Origin of the sequence: Bradyrhizobium sp. UFLA03-84 (assembly GCF_002289535.1) — a bacterium.
Lineage (GTDB): Bacteria > Pseudomonadota > Alphaproteobacteria > Rhizobiales > Xanthobacteraceae > Bradyrhizobium > Bradyrhizobium viridifuturi.
Map to the genome: position 1 here is coordinate 77,775 of NZ_NSJY01000006.1, position 17,415 is coordinate 95,189.

The following is a 17,415-nucleotide window of genomic DNA, read 5'->3' on the forward strand; positions in this document are numbered from 1 at the left end:
TGTCGGGAAACTGGAAAGTGCCTGCCAATCAGGGCGAAAAGCCCACGAAATCGAGCCTGCGGGCCCGGGGCGGAGAGTTGGCGGCCTGTTGCAGGGTCATCAAAACCGCTAAAAGCGGTCCGACTGAAAGAGGCCATCCAGCCCTGCACCGGCCCCGTTGCGCGGCCACCAAGCAAAACCGGTAGATCCCCCATGACGCCTTTTCGAGTTCTCGTTGCGGTTGCCTTGCTGATTGCTGCCACCTGTCGTGGCTTTGCCGCCGACGTGGTGTTTCCGCCGGGCGCGCATGTCGGGATGAAGCCGCTGGTAGGTCTTGTCCGGGCCAAGTCGTTCATCGGCTTCGAGACCGAGGATCAGGGCGTGAAGGTCCTGATCGCCGACCTGCCGGCGGACGCCTACAACGAGGTCGTGACCGCCTTCAAAGCCAATCCCGCCGGCACCGGAAACATCAAGCCCGAGAGCCTCGAGACGCCGGCCGGCCTCGCCTACTACACCGTGGAAAGCGCGCGCGACGGCGCCAGCAATGTGCGGCGCTATTCCATGATCCTGCCGGGACCGACCTTCTCCGGCTATGTCGCGGTGCAGGTGCCGGAGAACGCCAGCAAGATCTACACCGACGACGCCGTGCGGCAGATGTTCGCCTCCGCCGAAATCCGCAAGGAGGTGCCGGTCGACGAGCAGCTCGGCATGATGCCGTTCAAGGTCACCGAGCTCAGCGGCTTCAAGAACATCCGCATGCTGGCACCGGGCGCCGCGCTGCTGATGGCCGACGGCGACGACAAGAGCCTGGAGACCAAGCCGTTCATGCTGCTCGGCGTCATCGGGTCGGCCCCCGCCACGCCCGACGACCGCGGCCGCTTCGCCCAGCAGATCGCAACCACGATCCCCGGCGTGCGCGACGGGCGGATCACCATGTCCGAGCCGATCCGGATCGACGGCCAGCCCGGCTTCGAGACCCGGATCGACGCCGTCAGCGGCAAGGACAACACCCCGGTGACCATCGTGCAGTGGCTGCGGTTCGGCGCGCAGACGTCGGTGCGGGTCATCGGCAGCTCGCCGCGCACCGATTGGGAAACCGCCTTCCCGCGCTTCCGCGCGGTGCGCGACGGCATCCAGCCGCGCGGCTGACCGGCCCTTCGCAAGGCAAGTCGGAAAAATCCCGCTTTCGTCGTTCGCCGAACGGAACTAGCCTCCTCGCGCGGTATCACGCAAAGCGAGGAGGGGCGCGATGTTGGATCGACGACAGGTGGTTGCTGGGCTCGGCACGTTGGTGCTGGCGACCCTGGTTCCCAAACATCTCTGGGCCGCCGCGATCAAGCCCGACGACGGCTCCGCGCTGCTCGTGATCGACGTCCAGAACTGCTTCCTGCCCGGCGGCAGCCTCGCGGTGAAGGACGGCGAGCAGGTCGTGCCGGTCATCAACAAGATCGCCAAGAGCTTCGCCAACGTGGTGATGACGCAGGACTGGCACACGCCCGGCCACGTCTCCTTTGCCTCGGTCCATGCGGGCAAGAAGCCGTTCGAGACCGTCGACCTCGCCTATGGCAAGCAAGTGCTGTGGCCCGATCACTGCGTGCAAGGCACCGACGGCGCAGGGCTGTCGAAGGATCTTGCGATCCCGCAGGCCGAGCTGATCATCCGCAAGGGCTTTCACAAGGACGTCGACAGCTACTCCGCCTTCACCGAAGCCGACGGCAAGACCACCACCGGGCTTGCCGCCTATCTGAAGGCGCGCAACGTCGGGCGGGTTTTCGTGGCCGGGCTCGCCACCGATTTCTGCGTGGCATGGACCGCGCTCGATGCCCGCAAGGCCGGCTTCGAAACCTATGTGGTGGAGGACGCCTGCCGCGGCATCGACACCCAGGGCTCGCTCGCCAAGGCCTGGTCCGACATGGACAAGGCCGGCGTCAAGCGCATCCAGTCGTCAGATATCGCGTAAGGCGCGGAAGTCCTTGGATCAGACCGTGATGTCGGCGCTCGGAGCAGCCTTCGCGCCGCCCTTGGAGACGCCGACCAGCGCCGGACGCAGGATGCGCTCGCCGATCATGTAGCCGGCCTGCACCACCTGCACCACGGTGCCCGACGGCACCGACGGATCGGGCACCTCGAACATCGCCTGCTGGAAATTCGGATCGAACTTCTCGCCGATCGGATCGAACTTCTTGACGCCGTTCTTCTCCAGCGCGTTGAGCAGCGAACGCTCGGTCAGCTCAACGCCTTCGAGCAGCGCCTTCAGGCCGGGATCGGCGGCTTCCTTGGTCTCGGCCGGCACCGCGTCGAGCGCGCGCTGCAGATTGTCGGCGATATCGAGCACATCGCGCGCGAAGCCGGTGATGCCGTAGGTCTTGGCGTCGGAGACCTCGCGGCGGGTACGCTGACGGAGATTCTCCATCTCGGCCAGCGTGCGCAGCGTGCGGTCCTTCGCCTCCGCGAGTTCCTTGCTCAGCGCCTCGGCCGATCCCACCTCGGGATCGTCAGGCATGATGTAGGGCTTCGAGACCACGGGCTCACCCGTCGGCGCCGAATTCTCGGTGTTGTCATTGGCCCGGTTCGGATCGGTCATGGCGTGCCTTCTCGAAAACTCGCGTCGGTTCAAATCTTGGGGATTGCTGCCCGGGATATCGTGCTTTAGGCGGCGAAAATCAAGCGCAACATGCCGGCTTCGGGAACAGGGACCTCCGGTTCGGGCGAAGAAAACCCGTCAAATGAAAGCGAAATCCGGGCGCTTCAGCCGCCCAGCATCTTGCTGACGATGCGCGCGGCATAATCGACGGTCGGGATCACCCGCGCATAATTCAGCCGCGTCGGTCCGATCACGCCGAGCACGCCGACGATCCGGCCCTGGGCGTCGCCATAGGGTGCGATGATGGTCGAGGAACCCGACAGCGAGAACAGCTTGTTCTCCGAGCCGATGAAGATCCGCACGCCCTCGCCGCGCTCGGCGCGGCCGAGCAGGTCGATCACGCCGCGCTTGGTCTCGAGATCGTCGAACAGCGACTTGATCCGCTCGAGATCGTCGAGCGCATGCAGATCCTCGAGCAGATTGGCGTGACCGCGCACGATCAGCTGGCGGTCCTCGCTCTCGCCGCCGGACCAGCTTGCGATGCCGGCCGCGACCACCTTCTGGGTGAGCTGATCGAGCTCGGCGCGGTTCTGCGTCAATGCCGTCTCGAGCTCGAGCCGCGCTTCGGCCAGCGTCCGGCCGCGGATCCGCGCATTGAGGAAATTGGTCGCTTCGGTCAGGGCCGAGGACGGAACGCCCGGCGGCAGCGCCAGCACCCGGTTTTCGACCTGGCCGTCTTCACCGACCAGCACGACCAGCGCCTTTTCCGGCTCCAGCCGCACGAATTCGATGTGCTTCAGCCGCGCATTCGATTTCTGCGTCAGCACGACAGCTGCGGCACGGGTCAGTCCCGACAGCCGCGTCAACGCCTCGCCAAGCGCCGCCTCGACGGATTGCGCGCGGCCGACGGTGGCCAGCTGGGTCTGGATCGATTGGCGCTCGGCCTCGGTGAGATCGCCAACCTGCATCAGGGCGTCGACGAAGAAGCGCAGGCCGAGCTCGGTCGGCAGCCGGCCGGCCGAGGTGTGCGGCGCGTAGATCAGGCCGAGCTGCTCGAGGTCCGACATCACATTGCGGACCGAGGCCGGCGACAGCGGCAATGCGATCAGGCGCGAGATGTTGCGCGAGCCAACCGGCTCGCCGGTCGCGAGATAGCTTTCGACGATTTGACGAAAAATGTCGCGCGAGCGCTCGTTGAGCTGGGCAAGCCCGGCATGCGGGGCGATCAGGCCGATCGGATCGTGGTGAGTCACACTCCAGTCCCTCACAATTGCTGCCTAATTTGTCGATCCGGGAGGCCGGTGACAAGCATGCATTCGGCCCTCTGGTACCGGACCAATCCGGGGCCGAAAACCCTCTCTAAAACCCTTGCCAAAACCCTTGCCAAAACCCCTGCCAAGGCCCTTGCCGCTGCCCCCTGCCGCTCCTACAAGCACGCCCAGCCATATCTGTCGGATTTTTGGAGGATTTCATGCGGCCAAGCCGCCGTGCGCCCGATGAACTGCGCCCCGTGTCGCTGGAACGCGGCGTCGTCAAATACGCCGAGGGTTCCTGCATGGTGAGGTTCGGCGACACCCATGTGCTGGTGACCGCGACGCTGGAAGAGCGCCTGCCGCCGTGGCTGAAGGGCCAGGGCCGCGGCTGGGTCACCGCCGAATACGGCATGCTGCCGCGCGCCACCCTGGAACGCACCCGCCGCGAGGCCTCCGCCGGCAAGCAGGGCGGCCGTACGGTCGAGATTCAACGGCTGATCGGCCGCTCGCTGCGCGCCGCGGTCGATCTCGAGGCGCTCGGCGAGCGCCAGATCACGGTCGATTGCGATGTCATCCAGGCCGATGGCGGCACCCGCACCGCCTCGATCACCGGTGCCTGGGTGGCGCTGGCCGACTGCATCAACTGGATGAAGACCCGCAACATGCTGAAGACCAACGTGTTGCGCGACAATGTGGCGGCGATCTCCTGCGGCATCTACCAGGGCACCCCGGTGCTCGACCTCGATTATGCCGAGGATTCCGAGGCCGATACCGATGCCAATTTCGTCATGACCGGCGATGGCCGCATCATCGAGGTGCAGGGCACCGCCGAGAAAACGCCGTTCTCGCAGGATGAATTTTTGGCGCTGATGGCGCTGGCACGCAAAGGTGTCGCGCGTCTGGTCGACTTGCAAAAGATCGCGGTGGCGTAGTCAGATTGGTCATGCATCGCCGAATCACCGGAAGGCTCGTCATCGCCACCCACAATCCCGGCAAGCTTGCCGAGATGCGGGAACTGCTGGCGCCGCATGGCGTCGAGGCAGTGTCGGCCGGCGAGCTCGACCTGGCTGAGCCCGATGAGACCGGCGACAGCTTTCGCGCCAATGCGGCGATCAAGGCCATCGCCGCAGCAAAGGCGACCGGATTGCCGGCCTTCGCCGACGATTCCGGCCTCGTGGTCGACGCGCTCGACGGCGCGCCGGGGATCTACTCGGCACGCTGGGCCGGCGAAGGCAAGGACTTCATGGCGGCGATGACGCGGATTGCGCGGCTGCTGCAGGAGCGCGGCGCCACGACACCAGAGAAGCGCAAGGCTCATTTCGTCTCCGCGCTGTGCGTGGCCTGGCCCGACGATCACCTCGAAGAGGTCGAGGCCCGGGTCGATGGAACCCTGGTCTGGCCGCCGCGCGGCACTGCCGGCTTCGGCTATGATCCAGCTTTCCTGCCCGATGGTTACACGCGGACCTTTGGCGAGATGAGCAGCATCGAGAAGCACGGCCTGCCGCCGCTCGGGCTCGGCCTGTCGCATCGCGCCCGCGCCTTCGTGAAGCTCGCGGAGATCTGCCTTGAGCCATGCTGACCGAGAAGCATTCGGCGTCTACGTGCACTGGCCGTTCTGCCTGTCGAAGTGCCCGTATTGCGACTTCAACAGCCACGTGCGGCATGCGCCGGTCGACGAGTCGCGCTTCGTCCGCGCGTTCGCCCGCGAGATCGAGACCACGGCCGCACGGGTGCCGGGCCGCGAGGTCACTTCGATCTTCCTCGGCGGCGGCACGCCGTCGCTGATGCAGCCGCAGACCGTCGGCGCGGTGCTCGATGCGATCGGCAAGCACTGGCAGGTCGCACGCGATGTCGAGGTCACGCTCGAGGCCAATCCGACCAGCGTCGAGGCGACGCGCTTTCGCGGCTATCGTGCCGCCGGCGTCAACCGCGTCTCGCTCGGGGTGCAGGCGCTGGATGATGCGTCGCTGAAGGCATTGGGCCGCCTGCACACCGCGCGCGAGGCGCTCGATGCAGTTGCGATCGCGCGCTCGGCATTCGACCGCTACTCGTTCGACCTGATCTATGCGCGGCCCGACCAGACGCCGCGGATGTGGGCCGATGAATTGAAGCAGGCGATCTCGGAAGCCGCCGAGCATCTGTCGCTCTATCAGCTCACGATCGAGGAAGGCACGCCGTTCTTCGGGCTGCATGCCGCGGGCAAATTGCAGACCCCGGATGAAGCGACCGCGCGCGCACTGTATGACGTGACGCAGGAGGTCTGCGCCCGCGAGGGATTGCCGGCCTACGAGATCTCCAACCACGCCCGCGCCGGCGCCGAGTGCAAGCACAACCTCGTGTATTGGCGCGGCGAGGAATATGCCGGTATCGGCCCCGGCGCGCATGGAAGGCTCGACATCGATGGCGTCAGGCACGCGACCGCGACCGAGCGGCGCCCCGAGGCCTGGCTGCTCAATGTCGAGGAACGCGGCCATGGCGTGGTCACCGATGACAGCCTCAACAGCGAAGAGCGCGCCGACGAATTCCTGCTGATGGGGCTGCGGCTCGCCGAGGGCATCGATCCCAAGCGTTATGCGCAGCTCTCCGGTCGCCAGCTCGACCCGCACCGGATCGCGATGCTGCGCGAGGAAGGCGCGATCGCCGTCGATGCTGACGGACGGCTGCGCGTGACCAAGTCGGGATTCCCGGTGCTCGACGCCGTCGTCGCGGATCTGGCTGCCTAAATATCGAAAACAACCCCATGCAAAGCAGCCGGCGGGTGCCGGCGCTCGATAAGTCAGCTCGACCGCCTGACGAAAACTAGGCCCCAAAGCTCTTTGGCGAACCCGCAACCGGCGTGCTGCCGCCGGATGCCACCTTCATGACCGCAAGGCCGCGCTCGTTGGTGCCGTCGGAGCGGAAACGGAACAGGCCGTCGATGCCGGCAAAGCCGGACGGATTGGTCAGCGTCTCCGGCGCGAAGCGCTGTGCCCCTTGGGTGCGTGCCAGCGCCGCCATCAATGCCACGGCATCATAGGCAAGCGTTGCGGTGCGCACCGGCTCGCCGCCGAATTTGGTGCGATAGCGGCCGGCGAAGCTGCGGAAGCCGGACGGATCGGGCGCGGCGTAGAGGCCGCCCTGCAACACGGGGCTCGCGAACACCCGCGGATTGTCCCACAGCCCGGTGCCGAGCAGCTGGATGTTGCGCAGATTGGCGCCCGCCGCGGTCAGCGCATCGGCGGTCGCGACCACCGAATCGCCGTCGTCGGCGATCAGCAGCGCATCGGCCTGGCCGAGTGCCTGCGCCACGGTCCGCGCCGGCGTCGCGCGATCGGCGCCATATTTCTCGAAGGCGACGACGCGGCCGTTCTTGCGGCCGACCGCCTGCTTGAACGCGGCCTCGACCACGTTGCCATAGGCGTTGTCCGGTACCATCGCGGCAAACGAGCGCTTTCCGATCCCGGAAGAATAATCGACGATCCGGTTGATGTCGGATTCGGGGAGGAAGCTCAGCAGATAGACGCCGTGCCCCGCGACGCTCGAATCGGTGGAGAATGCGATCACCGAGGTTCCGCGCGGCCGCGTCAGTTGCGCGACTGATGGCACCGAGCCGGCGAACAGCGGTCCCAGGATGATCTCGGCGCCTTCCGACAATGCCTGCTGGGCACCCTGCGATGCGCCTTGCGGGCTGCCGCCGTCGTCCTTGATCAGGAGCTGGATGTTCGGGTTCTGGAATTCCGCCAGCGCCATTTCTGCGGCGTTGCGCATCGACTGCGCCGCAAGCCCGGCATTGCCGGACGCCGACAGCGGCAGGATCAATCCGATCTTGACCTGCCCGGTGCCGACCGCCTGCGGTTGTTGCTGTGGGCCGGCGGGACCGGCTTCCGGGTTACCGCTGGAGAATTGGCTCAGGCTCTGCTGGATGCCGGAACAGGCCGCGAGCAACGGCGCGCCCACGAGCAGGCCGAGCGCCGTCCGCCGGGTCGCGCCCGACGGCTGGGAGTTGCGGTGATGCGGGCCTTCCATCGTCTCTCTTCTCTTGGCCGACCAGGATCGGCCAGGACTCCATCGACCTCTGATGAGGCGGGTGGATTTGGGCATATTGTCGGCGAATAGTTAACTAAAACAAAAGGATTATAGCCTCGTGGCGCCGGTGCTGCGGCGTCCATTTCCTCGACTGGCAGCCGTCCCACCCACAGCATTGCGGATGTGGCGCTGGCGCTTCGCTCCATCTAGAGCCTATTCCGTTCCGATTGAATCGGAACGGGGCTCCAGATTCTTGTTTGACGCGTTTTCTTCATGCGAACCGGTATCCACTTCGCTCGAAAACGCTCTAGATTGCCATTATGCGCGCAAAAGCCAGTTCCCTCCACCATTCGGATGCCGCGACCGGCGCTGCCGCCAGAAGCTTTTCGATCGGCGGCCAGCAGCTGGCCGCGCCAAAGGCCAAGCCGGGGCTTCACCTGGTTGCGACCCCGATCGGAAACCTCGCCGACATCACCCTGCGCGCGCTGGAGACGCTGGCGGGGGTCGACGTCATCGCCTGCGAGGACACAAGAATTACGCGCCGGCTGACTGAGCGTTACGCGATCAGCGCCGAGCTCGCGCTTTACCACGAGCACAATGCCGCGCAGGCCCGGCCCAAGATCCTGGAGCGGTTGGCGCAGGGCGCCTCGATCGCGCTGGTGTCCGATGCGGGGACCCCGCTGATATCGGACCCCGGCTTCAAGCTGGTGCGCGAGGTCTGCGCCGCCGGGCACGCCGTCATCGCGGTGCCCGGGCCGTCATCGGTGCTGACGGCGCTGTCGGTTGCGGCGCTGCCGACCGACCGCTTCTTCTTCGAGGGATTTTTGCCGGCGAAGGAGCATGCGCGGCGCGCCCGGCTCACCGAACTCGCCCGGATCGATGCGACGCTCGTGATGTTCGAATCCGGCAATCGCGTACAGGACACGCTGCGCGATCTCGCCGCGATCATGGGTGATCGCGATGCCGCGATCTGCCGCGAGCTGACCAAGCTGCACGAGGAGGTCAAGCGCGCGCCGGTCGCCGAGCTTGCGGTAAATGCGGACGCGCTGGAGACGCGCGGCGAGTTCGTGCTCGTCATCGCCCCGCCAGCCGACGATGCCGGGGTGATGGATGAGAACGCGCTCGACGACCTGCTGCGCGCGCAGCTTGCCCGCGGCAGCGTCAAGGATGCGGTAGCGCATGCGGTCGAGCTGTCGGGCCGGCCGCGCCGCGAGGTCTACGCCCGCGCGCTCGAGCTGGCCAAGACCATCGGGGACGGCGATGGCGAAGACTGACAGCGCCTCACCCGAACGCGTCGCCGCATTCCGAACCGGCCTGTCGGCCGAAAGCCGCGCCGCGGCCCTCCTGATCGCCAAGGGTTATCGCATCCTGGCGAAACGCTTCCGCACCCCCTATGGCGAGATCGATCTGGTGGCGCGGCGGCGTAACCTCGTCGCCTTCGTCGAGGTCAAGGCCCGGGCCAGCCTCGACGACGCCGCCTATGCGGTAACGCCGCGCCAGCAGCAGCGCATCGTCAATGCCGCCCAAGCCTGGCTGATGGCGCATCCCGAGCATGCCGAATTTGACCTCAGATTCGACGCCGTGCTGATTGCGCCGAGGAGCCTGCCGCGCCATCTGTTAGCGGCATTCGACGCAAGCCCTTAAAGTTACCCTCAGACCACTCGGGATACGCCTATGAAATTGAAGATCGCCGTCCAGATGGATCCCATCGCGCGCATCAACATCCGCGGCGATTCGACCTTTGCGCTGCTGCTCGAGGCACAGAAACGCGGCCACGGCATTTCCTACTACACGCCCGACAAGTTGTCGCTGCGCGGCGAGGAGCTGGTGGCGCCGGTGCAGCCACTCACCGTGCGCGACGAGGTCGGCGATCACTTCACGCTGGGCGAGCCGAAGCGCGAGGCGCTCAACGGCTTCGACGTCGTGCTGCTGCGGCAGGATCCGCCGTTCGACCTCGCCTACATCACCTCGACGCATTTCCTCGAGCGCATCCATCCGAACACCTTGGTCGTGAACAACCCGGCCAGCGTGCGCAATGCGCCGGAAAAGCTGTTCGTGATGAATTTCCCGCAGCTGATGCCGCCGACCCTGATCTCGCGCGACCTCGACGAGATCAACGCGTTCCGCGACCAGCATGGCGCCGTCGTCATGAAGCCGTTGCACGGCCATGGCGGCGCCGCGGTGTTCCGCGTGATGCCGCAGGACATGAACTTCGGCTCGCTGTTCGACATGTTCTCGGTCACCTTCAGGGAGCCCTGGGTGATCCAGCGCTTCCTCCCCGAGGTGAAGCATGGCGACAAGCGCATCATCCTGGTCGACGGTGAATTCGCCGGTGCCGTCAATCGCGTGCCGGCGGCGGACGATCTGCGCTCCAACATGGTGCGCGGCGGCGCGGCCAAGGCAACCGAGCTGTCGGATCGCGAGCGCGAAATCTGCGCCACGCTCGGACCCGCGCTGCGCGAGCGCGGCCTGCTGTTCGTCGGCATCGACGTGATCGACGGCAACCTGACCGAGATCAACGTCACCTCGCCGACCGGAATCCGCGCCATCCAGCGGCTCAATGGCCCCGATGTCGCAGCGATGATCTGGGATACCATCGAGAAGAAGCGCGCCGCGAAATAATCCTCCTCCCTTGTGCGTTGCACATGCTGGCTGAATTTTAGCCAGCGCTTTGTCGCGCCTGCGTTCTCCTTATTCTTCTTGCCAGCTTGCGCAGGCGCGGGCAGCATCCTCTTGCCTGTGTCAGGTCAAGCGGCGGGCCAACGCGGGCAACAACGCGAAAATCTCAAAAAATTGTGGAGGAAGACGTTATGACGCTCAATGTCTCACGACGATCCTTGCTCGCGCTCGGTGCCGGTCTCGGCGCCAGCACACTCCTCGGCGGCACTGCACAGGCGCGCGCGCCGAAGCTCGGCACGCAGACTCCCTATTGGCACCGCTTCGTGCTCGGCGATGCCGAAGTCACCGTCGTCTCCGACGGTCCGCTTCCGCTCGGCGATCCCTCCGGCACATTCACCGGCGTGCCGAAGGAAGAAGTGAAGAAGATGCTCTCCGACAATTTCCTCTCGCCCGACAATGTCGTGCTCGAGCAGAATTCGCCGATCGTCAACACCGGCGACAAGCTGATCCTGTTCGACACCGGCATGGGCACCTCGAAGGCGTTCGGTCCGACCACCGGCCGGCAGCAGAAGAGCATGCAGGAAGCCGGCATCAAGCCGGAGGACATCGACGCCGTCGTGCTGTCGCACGCGCATATCGATCATATCGGCGGTATCGTCGGCGCCGACGACAAGCCGCTGTTCCCGAATGCGCAATACTACATCGCGCAGAGCGATCTCGATTTCTGGACCGACGAAGGCAAGATGGGCAGTCCGCTCAAGGACTTTGTCGTGCACGCCCGCAAGAACCTGCTGCCGGTGCGCGACCGCATCGTGTTCTTCAAGGACGGCCAGGAATTCCTGCCCGGCGTGACGGCGATCGCAGCGCCCGGCCACACCGTGGGCCACACCATCTTCATGGTGAGCTCGGGCGGCAAGTCGTTCGCCTTCCTCGGCGACCTCTCGCATCACGCGGTGCTGCTCCTGGAGCGGCCGCGGATGGAATTCTCCTACGACACCGACCCGAAGCAGGCGGCGGCCTCGCGGGTCAAGCTCTTGGAGATGCTGGCCGCCAACAAGACGCCTGTGATGTCCTATCACTTCGCCTGGCCGGGCTACGGCCACGTCGCCAAGGCCGGCGAGGGCTTCCACTATTATCCCGAGCCGATGCAGATGACGCTGTGACGGTTTCCCATCCGGGGACGGCGCGCGTCGCCCCCGGATGTTCTCTTAATGTTCTTGCGCTGGAGAGCCCGCTCCGCTACCTTGGGTGGCGGAAGATAGGGGCAGCATGGTCCAGCGGGTTTCCACCGTCGCGTTCGAGGGGATTGAGGCCCGCGCGGTCGACGTGCAGGTGCAGGTCGCGCCGGGATTGCCGGCGTTTGCGATCGTCGGCCTGCCCGACAAAGCGGTGTCTGAGGCGCGCGAACGGGTCCGTTCGGCGCTGATCGCCTCAGGGCTGGCGCTGCCCGCCCGCCGCATCACCGTCAACCTCGCGCCGGCCGACCTGCCCAAGGAGGGCAGCCATTACGACCTGCCGATTGCGCTCGGCCTGATGGCGGCGATCGGCGCAATCCCGCCGGATGCGTTGAGCGGCTTCACCGTGCTCGGCGAGTTGGGCCTCGACGGCTCGATCGCTCCGGTGGCGGGCGTGCTGCCGGCTGCGATCGGCGCCAATTCGCGCGACGAGGGGCTGATCTGTCCGGCCGCCTGCGGCTCGGAAGCCGCCTGGGCGAGCCCGGACATCCAGATCATCGCGGCGCACTCGCTGATCCAGATCGCCAATCACTTTAAGGGCACGCAGCTGCTGTCACGGCCGCAGCCGAAGGTGCATGAGCGCGAGGAAGCGCTGCTCGATTTGCGCGACATCAAGGGCCAGGAGAGCGCCAAGCGCGCGCTCGAGATCGCGGCCGCCGGCGGGCATCATCTACTGATGATCGGTTCGCCCGGCGCCGGCAAGTCGATGCTAGCGGCGCGGCTCCCTTCGATCCTGCCGCCGCTGTCGCCGTCCGAATTGCTCGAGGTTTCGATGATCGCCTCGGTGGCCGGCGAGATCCGCGACGGCGCGTTGACCGCGCGGCGCCCGTTCCGCAGCCCGCACCATTCCGCCAGCATGGCCGCGCTGACCGGCGGCGGCATGCGCGCCAAGCCGGGCGAGATCTCGCTCGCGCATCAGGGCGTGCTGTTCCTCGACGAACTGCCGGAGTTCGATCCGCGCGTGCTGGATTCGCTGCGCCAGCCGCTGGAGAACGGCGAGGTCTCGGTGAGCCGGGCCAACCATCGCGTCACCTATCCGGCGCGCTTCATGCTGGTCGCGGCGATGAACCCGTGCCGCTGCGGCCACGCCTACGAGCCCGGCTATTCCTGCAAGCGCGGCCGGCTCGACCGCTGCACCGCCGACTACCAGATGCGGATCTCCGGCCCGCTGATGGATCGCATCGATCTGCGGATCGAAGTGCCTGCCGTGACTGCGGCGGACCTGATCCTGCCGCCGCCGGCGGAGGGCTCGGCCGAAGTCGCCGCGCGCGTCGCGGCTGCACGCGACATCCAGCTCGCGCGTTATGCCGCGGCCGGCATGCCGCAGGTCCGCACCAATGCGGAAGCGCCGAGCTCGCTGCTCGAGACCATCGCGCAGCCCGATGCGCACGGCCAGAAGCTGCTGCGCGAGGCGGCCGACACCATGCACCTCACCGCGCGCGGCTATCACCGCGTGCTGCGGGTGGCGCGCACGCTCGCCGATCTCGACGGCGCTGAGACGATCGGCCGGCTGCACCTCGCCGAAGCGCTGTCCTATCGTGCATTGGCCGACGATCTGCGCCGCGCCGCCTGACGCCAACCTGAGCCTGTTTCAATTCGTGGCGGAATCGCGCGCGTCAACACGACGGTAACCACTCTCATTTACGCTCCGCAAACCATAAGCACCGCGGTCCGCGGCACGCTTGGGTCGAGTGGGTTGTGTCATGTTGCGTATGAAGATTCTGGCCTCGGTGGTCCCCCTTGCCGCTGCCGCGGTATTTGCCCGCGCTGAGCTGCTGCCGGGGCCCCGGCCCTGCATCGAGGTGGGCGGTGCCACGATGCAGATCGCACCACTACCCTGGCAGGCCCAGCTTCGCGTCAGCTTCACCGACGACCCCAGCCTTGCGACCGTCCGGGTCCGGATCGCCGACAGCGCCGATGCCGCCGACTTCACCGTGATCGACGACATCGACGATGCCGAGGCCGGCGCGTGCGAAAGCAATGCGGTGCCGCAGCTCGTCGCGATTTCCAGCGAGCCGACCGCAACCGGTCCGGTGATCTATCTTTCCCACGACGGCCCGTTCGATTACCGCGTCTACGTGCAGTCGAAGACGTTCTCCGCGCGCGATGCCGCGGCCCTGATCGTCAGCGCCCGCGGCCCCCGCCACCTTGAGGCGGCATCGCTCGCGCCTGAGCGGCACATTTCGCGCCGGATCATGGCGGAGTTAACCTCGCGCTAACCCTGTTCCGAGGGCAGCGCGAAACAGCCACCAACTTCAAGCAGTTTGCAAGGTCGCCGACGCATCCTCATCACCAGATCGGGCACTCTCAGGACCACCATTGATGGGGCGTTTCTTTCGGATCAAGTTACGCCTTCGCCGCTTCCTGCGGCGCCACTCCTGGCTCGCGACGATCGTCCGCTCCTTCACGATCTTCTCGGTCGCGTTCGGCAGCGCCTTCGGGTTCATCTCCGGCGCCCTCTCGCCGCACAGCGGCTACGATCCCAACGCATTCGCGATCGGGGTCAGCTTCCTGTTCGCGCTGGCCTGTCTCTGGATCGTGACGCTCGGCATCCGGCTGCGGCTGATGCGCAGACGGCTGCGCACCATCGCCATGCACAACGAGGCAATGGCCGACCGCAACTGGGAACTGCAGGAAGCCGAGCAGCGCGCCTCCACCCTGTTCGAGGCACAGGACGATCTGATCGTGCTGCGCGACCTCGACGGCCTGATCACCTACGCCAACGACGCCTATTGCGAGCTGGCGCAGATTTCCCGCAGCGAACTGATCGGCGGCACCGCCACGCTCAAGGTGCTCGAGCAAGGCGATACCGCGCTCGAATCCAACGGCACGCGGGTCTACGACCAGAAGATCGAGGGACCGCACGGGCCGCGCTGGATCGCCTGGCGCGAGGGCCTCGTGCGCAACGATGCCGGTGCGCCGGCGGAGATGCAGAGCGTCGGCCGCGACGTCACCGACCGCACCGAGAGCGAGCGCGCGCTGACCGAGGCGCGCGATCAGGCCGACGCCGCCAACCGCGCCAAGTCGCGCTTCCTCGCGATGGCAAGCCACGAGATCCGGACGCCGCTGAACGGCATCATCGGCATGAGCGGCCTGTTGATGGACACCCAGCTGACGCCGGAGCAGATGACCTACGTCAAGGCGGTCAAGACATCCGGCGACGCGCTGATGGCGCTGATCGAGGAGCTGCTCGACTATTCCAAGATCGAAGCCGGCAAGATCGATCTCGAACACCGCCCTTTTGCGCTGTCCGGCCTGATCGAGGACATCACCGAGTTGCTGGCGCCGCGCGCGCAGACCAAGGGCATCGAGATCGCGGCCTATGTCGACGAGCGGCTGCCGATGCAGGTGAGCGGCGACGCCGCGCGGCTGCGCCAGGTGCTGCTCAATCTCGCCGGCAACGCCATCAAGTTTACCGCGACCGGCGGCGTGGCGCTGATCGTCGAGCCCGGCATCTGGCCGAACGAGATCAGCTTCCTGGTTCGCGATACCGGGATCGGCATCGCACCGGAGGCGCAGCAGCGCATCTTCCGGGAGTTCGAGCAGGCCGACGATCGCATCGCACGCAGCTATGGCGGCACCGGCCTCGGCCTTTCGATCAGCGACCGCATCGTCAGGCGTATGGGCGGCCGCATCACGCTCGCAAGCACGCCCGGTTCGGGCTCGACCTTCGAGGTGTCGATCCCGCTCATGGCCGCCGACACCGGCGAGGCCAACGGCTTCACCGCGCCCGACCTCGCCGGCCAGTCGATCATGCTGGTCGCGCCGCACAGCATCGAGGCTTCGCTGATCTCGCGGCGGCTGCAGCGCTGGGGCGCGCAGACCTGCATCGTGTCGGATGCCGATGTCGCCACGGCATTGCTGCCGGAGCGAAGCTGGCACAGCGTCTTGATCGACCACACGCTCGGCACAGAGGCTATGGAGGCGTTCGCCGAAGCTGCCCGCATCCACGCCACCCATCGCATCGTGATGGTCACGCCGTCGACCCGACAGGACCTCGCGGCCTCCGAGACGGCGATGTTCACTGGCTACCTGGTCAAGCCGCTGCGCGCGTCGTCGCTCGCCGCGCGCCTGACCGCATCACCCGAGATCGCCGCGCCAAGCCTCGTGATAGAGGCAATTGCCGAGCCCACCACTACCGCGCCGGCGGCCGCGCCGCCAGGCAAGGGGCTCTCGATCCTGGTTGCGGAAGACAATGAAATCAACGCGCTCCTGATGCGCTCGCTGCTCACCCGGCTCGGCCACAACGTGGTCATCACCACCAATGGCGAGCAGGCGATGGAATCCTGGCTGTCGGCGACATCGGCCGGCACGCCCTATGATCTCGTACTGATGGACATCCAGATGCCGCGCCTCAACGGCATCGAGACCACCAAGCAGATCCGCAGCCATGAAGCAGGCCAGTCCGGACGCCGGACCCCGATCCTGGCGCTGACCGCGAATACGCTGGTGGAGGACCGCCACGCCTGCTTCGAAGCCGGCATGGACGGCTTCCTGATCAAGCCGCTCGACCGCGAGAAGCTGGAAGAAGCGCTCGCGGGCCTCGCCGCCGGGCGGCATATCGCGGCGTAGGTAGACACAAACTCGGTGTCGTCCCCGCGAACGCGGGGACCCATAACCACAGCCGTTTGCGGTTCGCAGGCTGTGGCCACAGCGCGTCGCAATACCGGCATCGGTGGTTATGGGTCCCTGCTCCCGTGCGCAATTGCGCACTAGGCAGGGACGACAGCTGTGATGTGGTTCGCCAGAATGCGCTGATAATTACAGCCGCCGCAGCGCGACCGACTGCACCACATGATCCGCGCCCTTCTTCAGGATCAGGGTCGCGCGCGGGCGGGTGGGCAGGATGTTGTCCTCGAGATTGGCGAGGTTGGTGCGTTCCCAGATCGCGATCGCGGTTGCGGTCGCCTCATCGTCCGACAGCAGCGCATAGCGGTGGAAGTAGGAACGGGGATCGGTGAACGCGGTGTCGCGCAGCGCCAGGAAGCGCTTGATGTACCACTCCCGCAGCACGGCTTCGTCGGCGTCGATATAAACCGAGAAGTCGAAGAAGTCGGACACGAACGGCACCGCCTTGCCGTCGCGCGGCAGCCGGCCGGTCTGCAGCACGTTGACGCCCTCGACGATCAGGATGTCGGGCTGGTCGATTTCGACCCATTTGTTCGGCACGATGTCGTAGGTCAGATGCGAATAGACCGGCGCCCGCACCCGGCGCCGTCCCGCCTTGATGTCGCTGAGGAACGACAGCAGCGTCGGCAGGTCGTAGCTCTCGGGAAAGCCCTTCTTCTGCATGATGCCCTGCCGCTCGAGCACGGCATTGGGAAACAGGAAACCGTCGGTCGTGATCAAATCGACCTTCGGCCGCGGCGACCAGCGCGCCAGCAGCGCCTGCAGCACGCGGGCGGTGGTCGACTTGCCGACCGCGACCGAGCCGGCGACGCCGACGATATAAGGCATCTTGCGGTCGCGGATGTTGAGGAACTGGCGCTGCGAATAGTACAGACGCTGGGTCGCATCGACATAGATCGAGAGCAATCGCGACAGCGGCAGGTAGATGTCCTCGACCTCCTGCAGATCGAGGCGGTCGTGCATCGAGCGCAGGCGGTCGAATTCGCCGGGCTCCAGCGTCATCGGCGTATCGTCGCGCAGATGCGACCATTGCTGGCGCGTGAAGATGCGGTAGGGGTTGTACTGCTGATCTGGTGCCCGGATGTCCATGAGGCCGCCCCTCTCAATGCGC

General features: G+C 66.3%; 16 protein-coding genes. 12 read left to right on the top strand and 4 right to left on the bottom strand.

All coding sequences use genetic code 11. The annotated features are described in order from the left end of the window. Positions 1-192 precede the first annotated feature (192 nt). On the top strand, positions 193-1,128 hold the full coding sequence (locus CK489_RS08485; RefSeq protein WP_050628024.1) for a hypothetical protein: 936 nt from the start codon (positions 193-195) through the stop codon (positions 1,126-1,128). Positions 1,129-1,228: 100 nt separating this feature from the next. After that, the gene (gene pncA / locus CK489_RS08490; RefSeq protein ID WP_095731995.1) at positions 1,229-1,939 is read left to right on the top strand and encodes a bifunctional nicotinamidase/pyrazinamidase; all 711 of its coding nucleotides are present in this window, start codon (positions 1,229-1,231) and stop codon (positions 1,937-1,939) included. 18 nt (positions 1,940-1,957) lie between these two features. Here pncA and grpE read toward each other — a convergent pair whose 3' ends face one another. Both grpE and hrcA read right to left on the bottom strand, forming a co-directional pair. Next, a complete protein-coding gene (grpE, locus tag CK489_RS08495) occupies positions 1,958-2,563 on the bottom strand; it encodes a nucleotide exchange factor GrpE (protein WP_095731996.1) in 606 nt (201 codons plus the stop codon). A 164-nt stretch (positions 2,564-2,727) separates the two neighbouring features. Further along, the gene (gene hrcA / locus CK489_RS08500; RefSeq protein WP_050628021.1) at positions 2,728-3,816 is read right to left on the bottom strand and encodes a heat-inducible transcriptional repressor HrcA; all 1,089 of its coding nucleotides are present in this window, start codon (positions 3,814-3,816) and stop codon (positions 2,728-2,730) included. Between the two features lie 218 nt (positions 3,817-4,034). Between hrcA and rph the strand changes: the two genes are divergently transcribed. Genes rph through hemW form a run of 3 tightly spaced genes read left to right on the top strand, consistent with a single transcriptional unit; the run spans position 4,035 to position 6,539 of the window. After that, positions 4,035-4,748 (top strand): ribonuclease PH, encoded by a 714-nt coding sequence (gene rph, locus CK489_RS08505; RefSeq protein WP_050628020.1) that lies wholly within the window; start codon positions 4,035-4,037, stop codon positions 4,746-4,748. An 11-nt stretch (positions 4,749-4,759) separates the two neighbouring features. Further along, on the top strand, positions 4,760-5,395 hold the full coding sequence (gene rdgB, locus CK489_RS08510) for an RdgB/HAM1 family non-canonical purine NTP pyrophosphatase (protein WP_095731997.1): 636 nt from the start codon (positions 4,760-4,762) through the stop codon (positions 5,393-5,395). Beyond that, positions 5,382-6,539, top strand: a complete 1,158-nt coding sequence (gene hemW, locus CK489_RS08515; RefSeq protein ID WP_095731998.1) for a radical SAM family heme chaperone HemW — start codon at positions 5,382-5,384, stop codon at positions 6,537-6,539. Before rdgB ends, hemW begins: the two co-directional genes overlap by 14 nt. A 76-nt stretch (positions 6,540-6,615) precedes the next feature. Here the strand turns inward: hemW and CK489_RS08520 are convergent, their stop codons facing one another. Continuing rightward, complete coding sequence (locus CK489_RS08520; protein WP_095731999.1) at positions 6,616-7,821, bottom strand: penicillin-binding protein activator; 1,206 nt, start codon at positions 7,819-7,821, stop codon at positions 6,616-6,618. A 320-nt stretch (positions 7,822-8,141) separates the two neighbouring features. On the opposite strand from CK489_RS08520, the gene rsmI reads away from it, so the two are divergent. The 7 genes from rsmI (at position 8,142) to CK489_RS08555 (ending at position 16,247) form a co-directional block, all read left to right on the top strand. Further along, positions 8,142-9,095 (top strand): 16S rRNA (cytidine(1402)-2'-O)-methyltransferase, encoded by a 954-nt coding sequence (rsmI, locus tag CK489_RS08525; protein ID WP_095732000.1) that lies wholly within the window; start codon positions 8,142-8,144, stop codon positions 9,093-9,095. Then, complete coding sequence (locus CK489_RS08530; protein ID WP_050628015.1) at positions 9,082-9,465, top strand: YraN family protein; 384 nt, start codon at positions 9,082-9,084, stop codon at positions 9,463-9,465. Before rsmI ends, CK489_RS08530 begins: the two co-directional genes overlap by 14 nt. A 30-nt stretch (positions 9,466-9,495) precedes the next feature. After that, positions 9,496-10,443: a glutathione synthase gene (gene gshB / locus CK489_RS08535; protein WP_050628014.1), complete on the top strand. Its 948-nt coding sequence runs from the start codon at positions 9,496-9,498 to the stop codon at positions 10,441-10,443. Positions 10,444-10,631: 188 nt separating this feature from the next. Beyond that, complete coding sequence (locus tag CK489_RS08540) at positions 10,632-11,603, top strand: MBL fold metallo-hydrolase (RefSeq protein WP_050628013.1); 972 nt, start codon at positions 10,632-10,634, stop codon at positions 11,601-11,603. A gap of 106 nt (positions 11,604-11,709) precedes the next feature. Beyond that, positions 11,710-13,248 (top strand): YifB family Mg chelatase-like AAA ATPase, encoded by a 1,539-nt coding sequence (locus tag CK489_RS08545; protein WP_095732001.1) that lies wholly within the window; start codon positions 11,710-11,712, stop codon positions 13,246-13,248. A 130-nt stretch (positions 13,249-13,378) separates the two neighbouring features. After that, positions 13,379-13,894: a hypothetical protein gene (locus tag CK489_RS08550; protein ID WP_095732002.1), complete on the top strand. Its 516-nt coding sequence runs from the start codon at positions 13,379-13,381 to the stop codon at positions 13,892-13,894. A 103-nt stretch (positions 13,895-13,997) separates the two neighbouring features. Continuing rightward, positions 13,998-16,247 carry a PAS domain-containing hybrid sensor histidine kinase/response regulator gene (locus tag CK489_RS08555; protein WP_095732003.1) on the top strand — a complete coding sequence of 750 codons (2,250 nt, stop codon included), beginning with the start codon at positions 13,998-14,000 and terminating at the stop codon, positions 16,245-16,247. A gap of 189 nt (positions 16,248-16,436) precedes the next feature. Here CK489_RS08555 and coaA read toward each other — a convergent pair whose 3' ends face one another. Continuing rightward, positions 16,437-17,393, bottom strand: a complete 957-nt coding sequence (gene coaA / locus CK489_RS08560) for a type I pantothenate kinase (protein WP_050628009.1) — start codon at positions 17,391-17,393, stop codon at positions 16,437-16,439. Positions 17,394-17,415 lie beyond the last annotated feature (22 nt).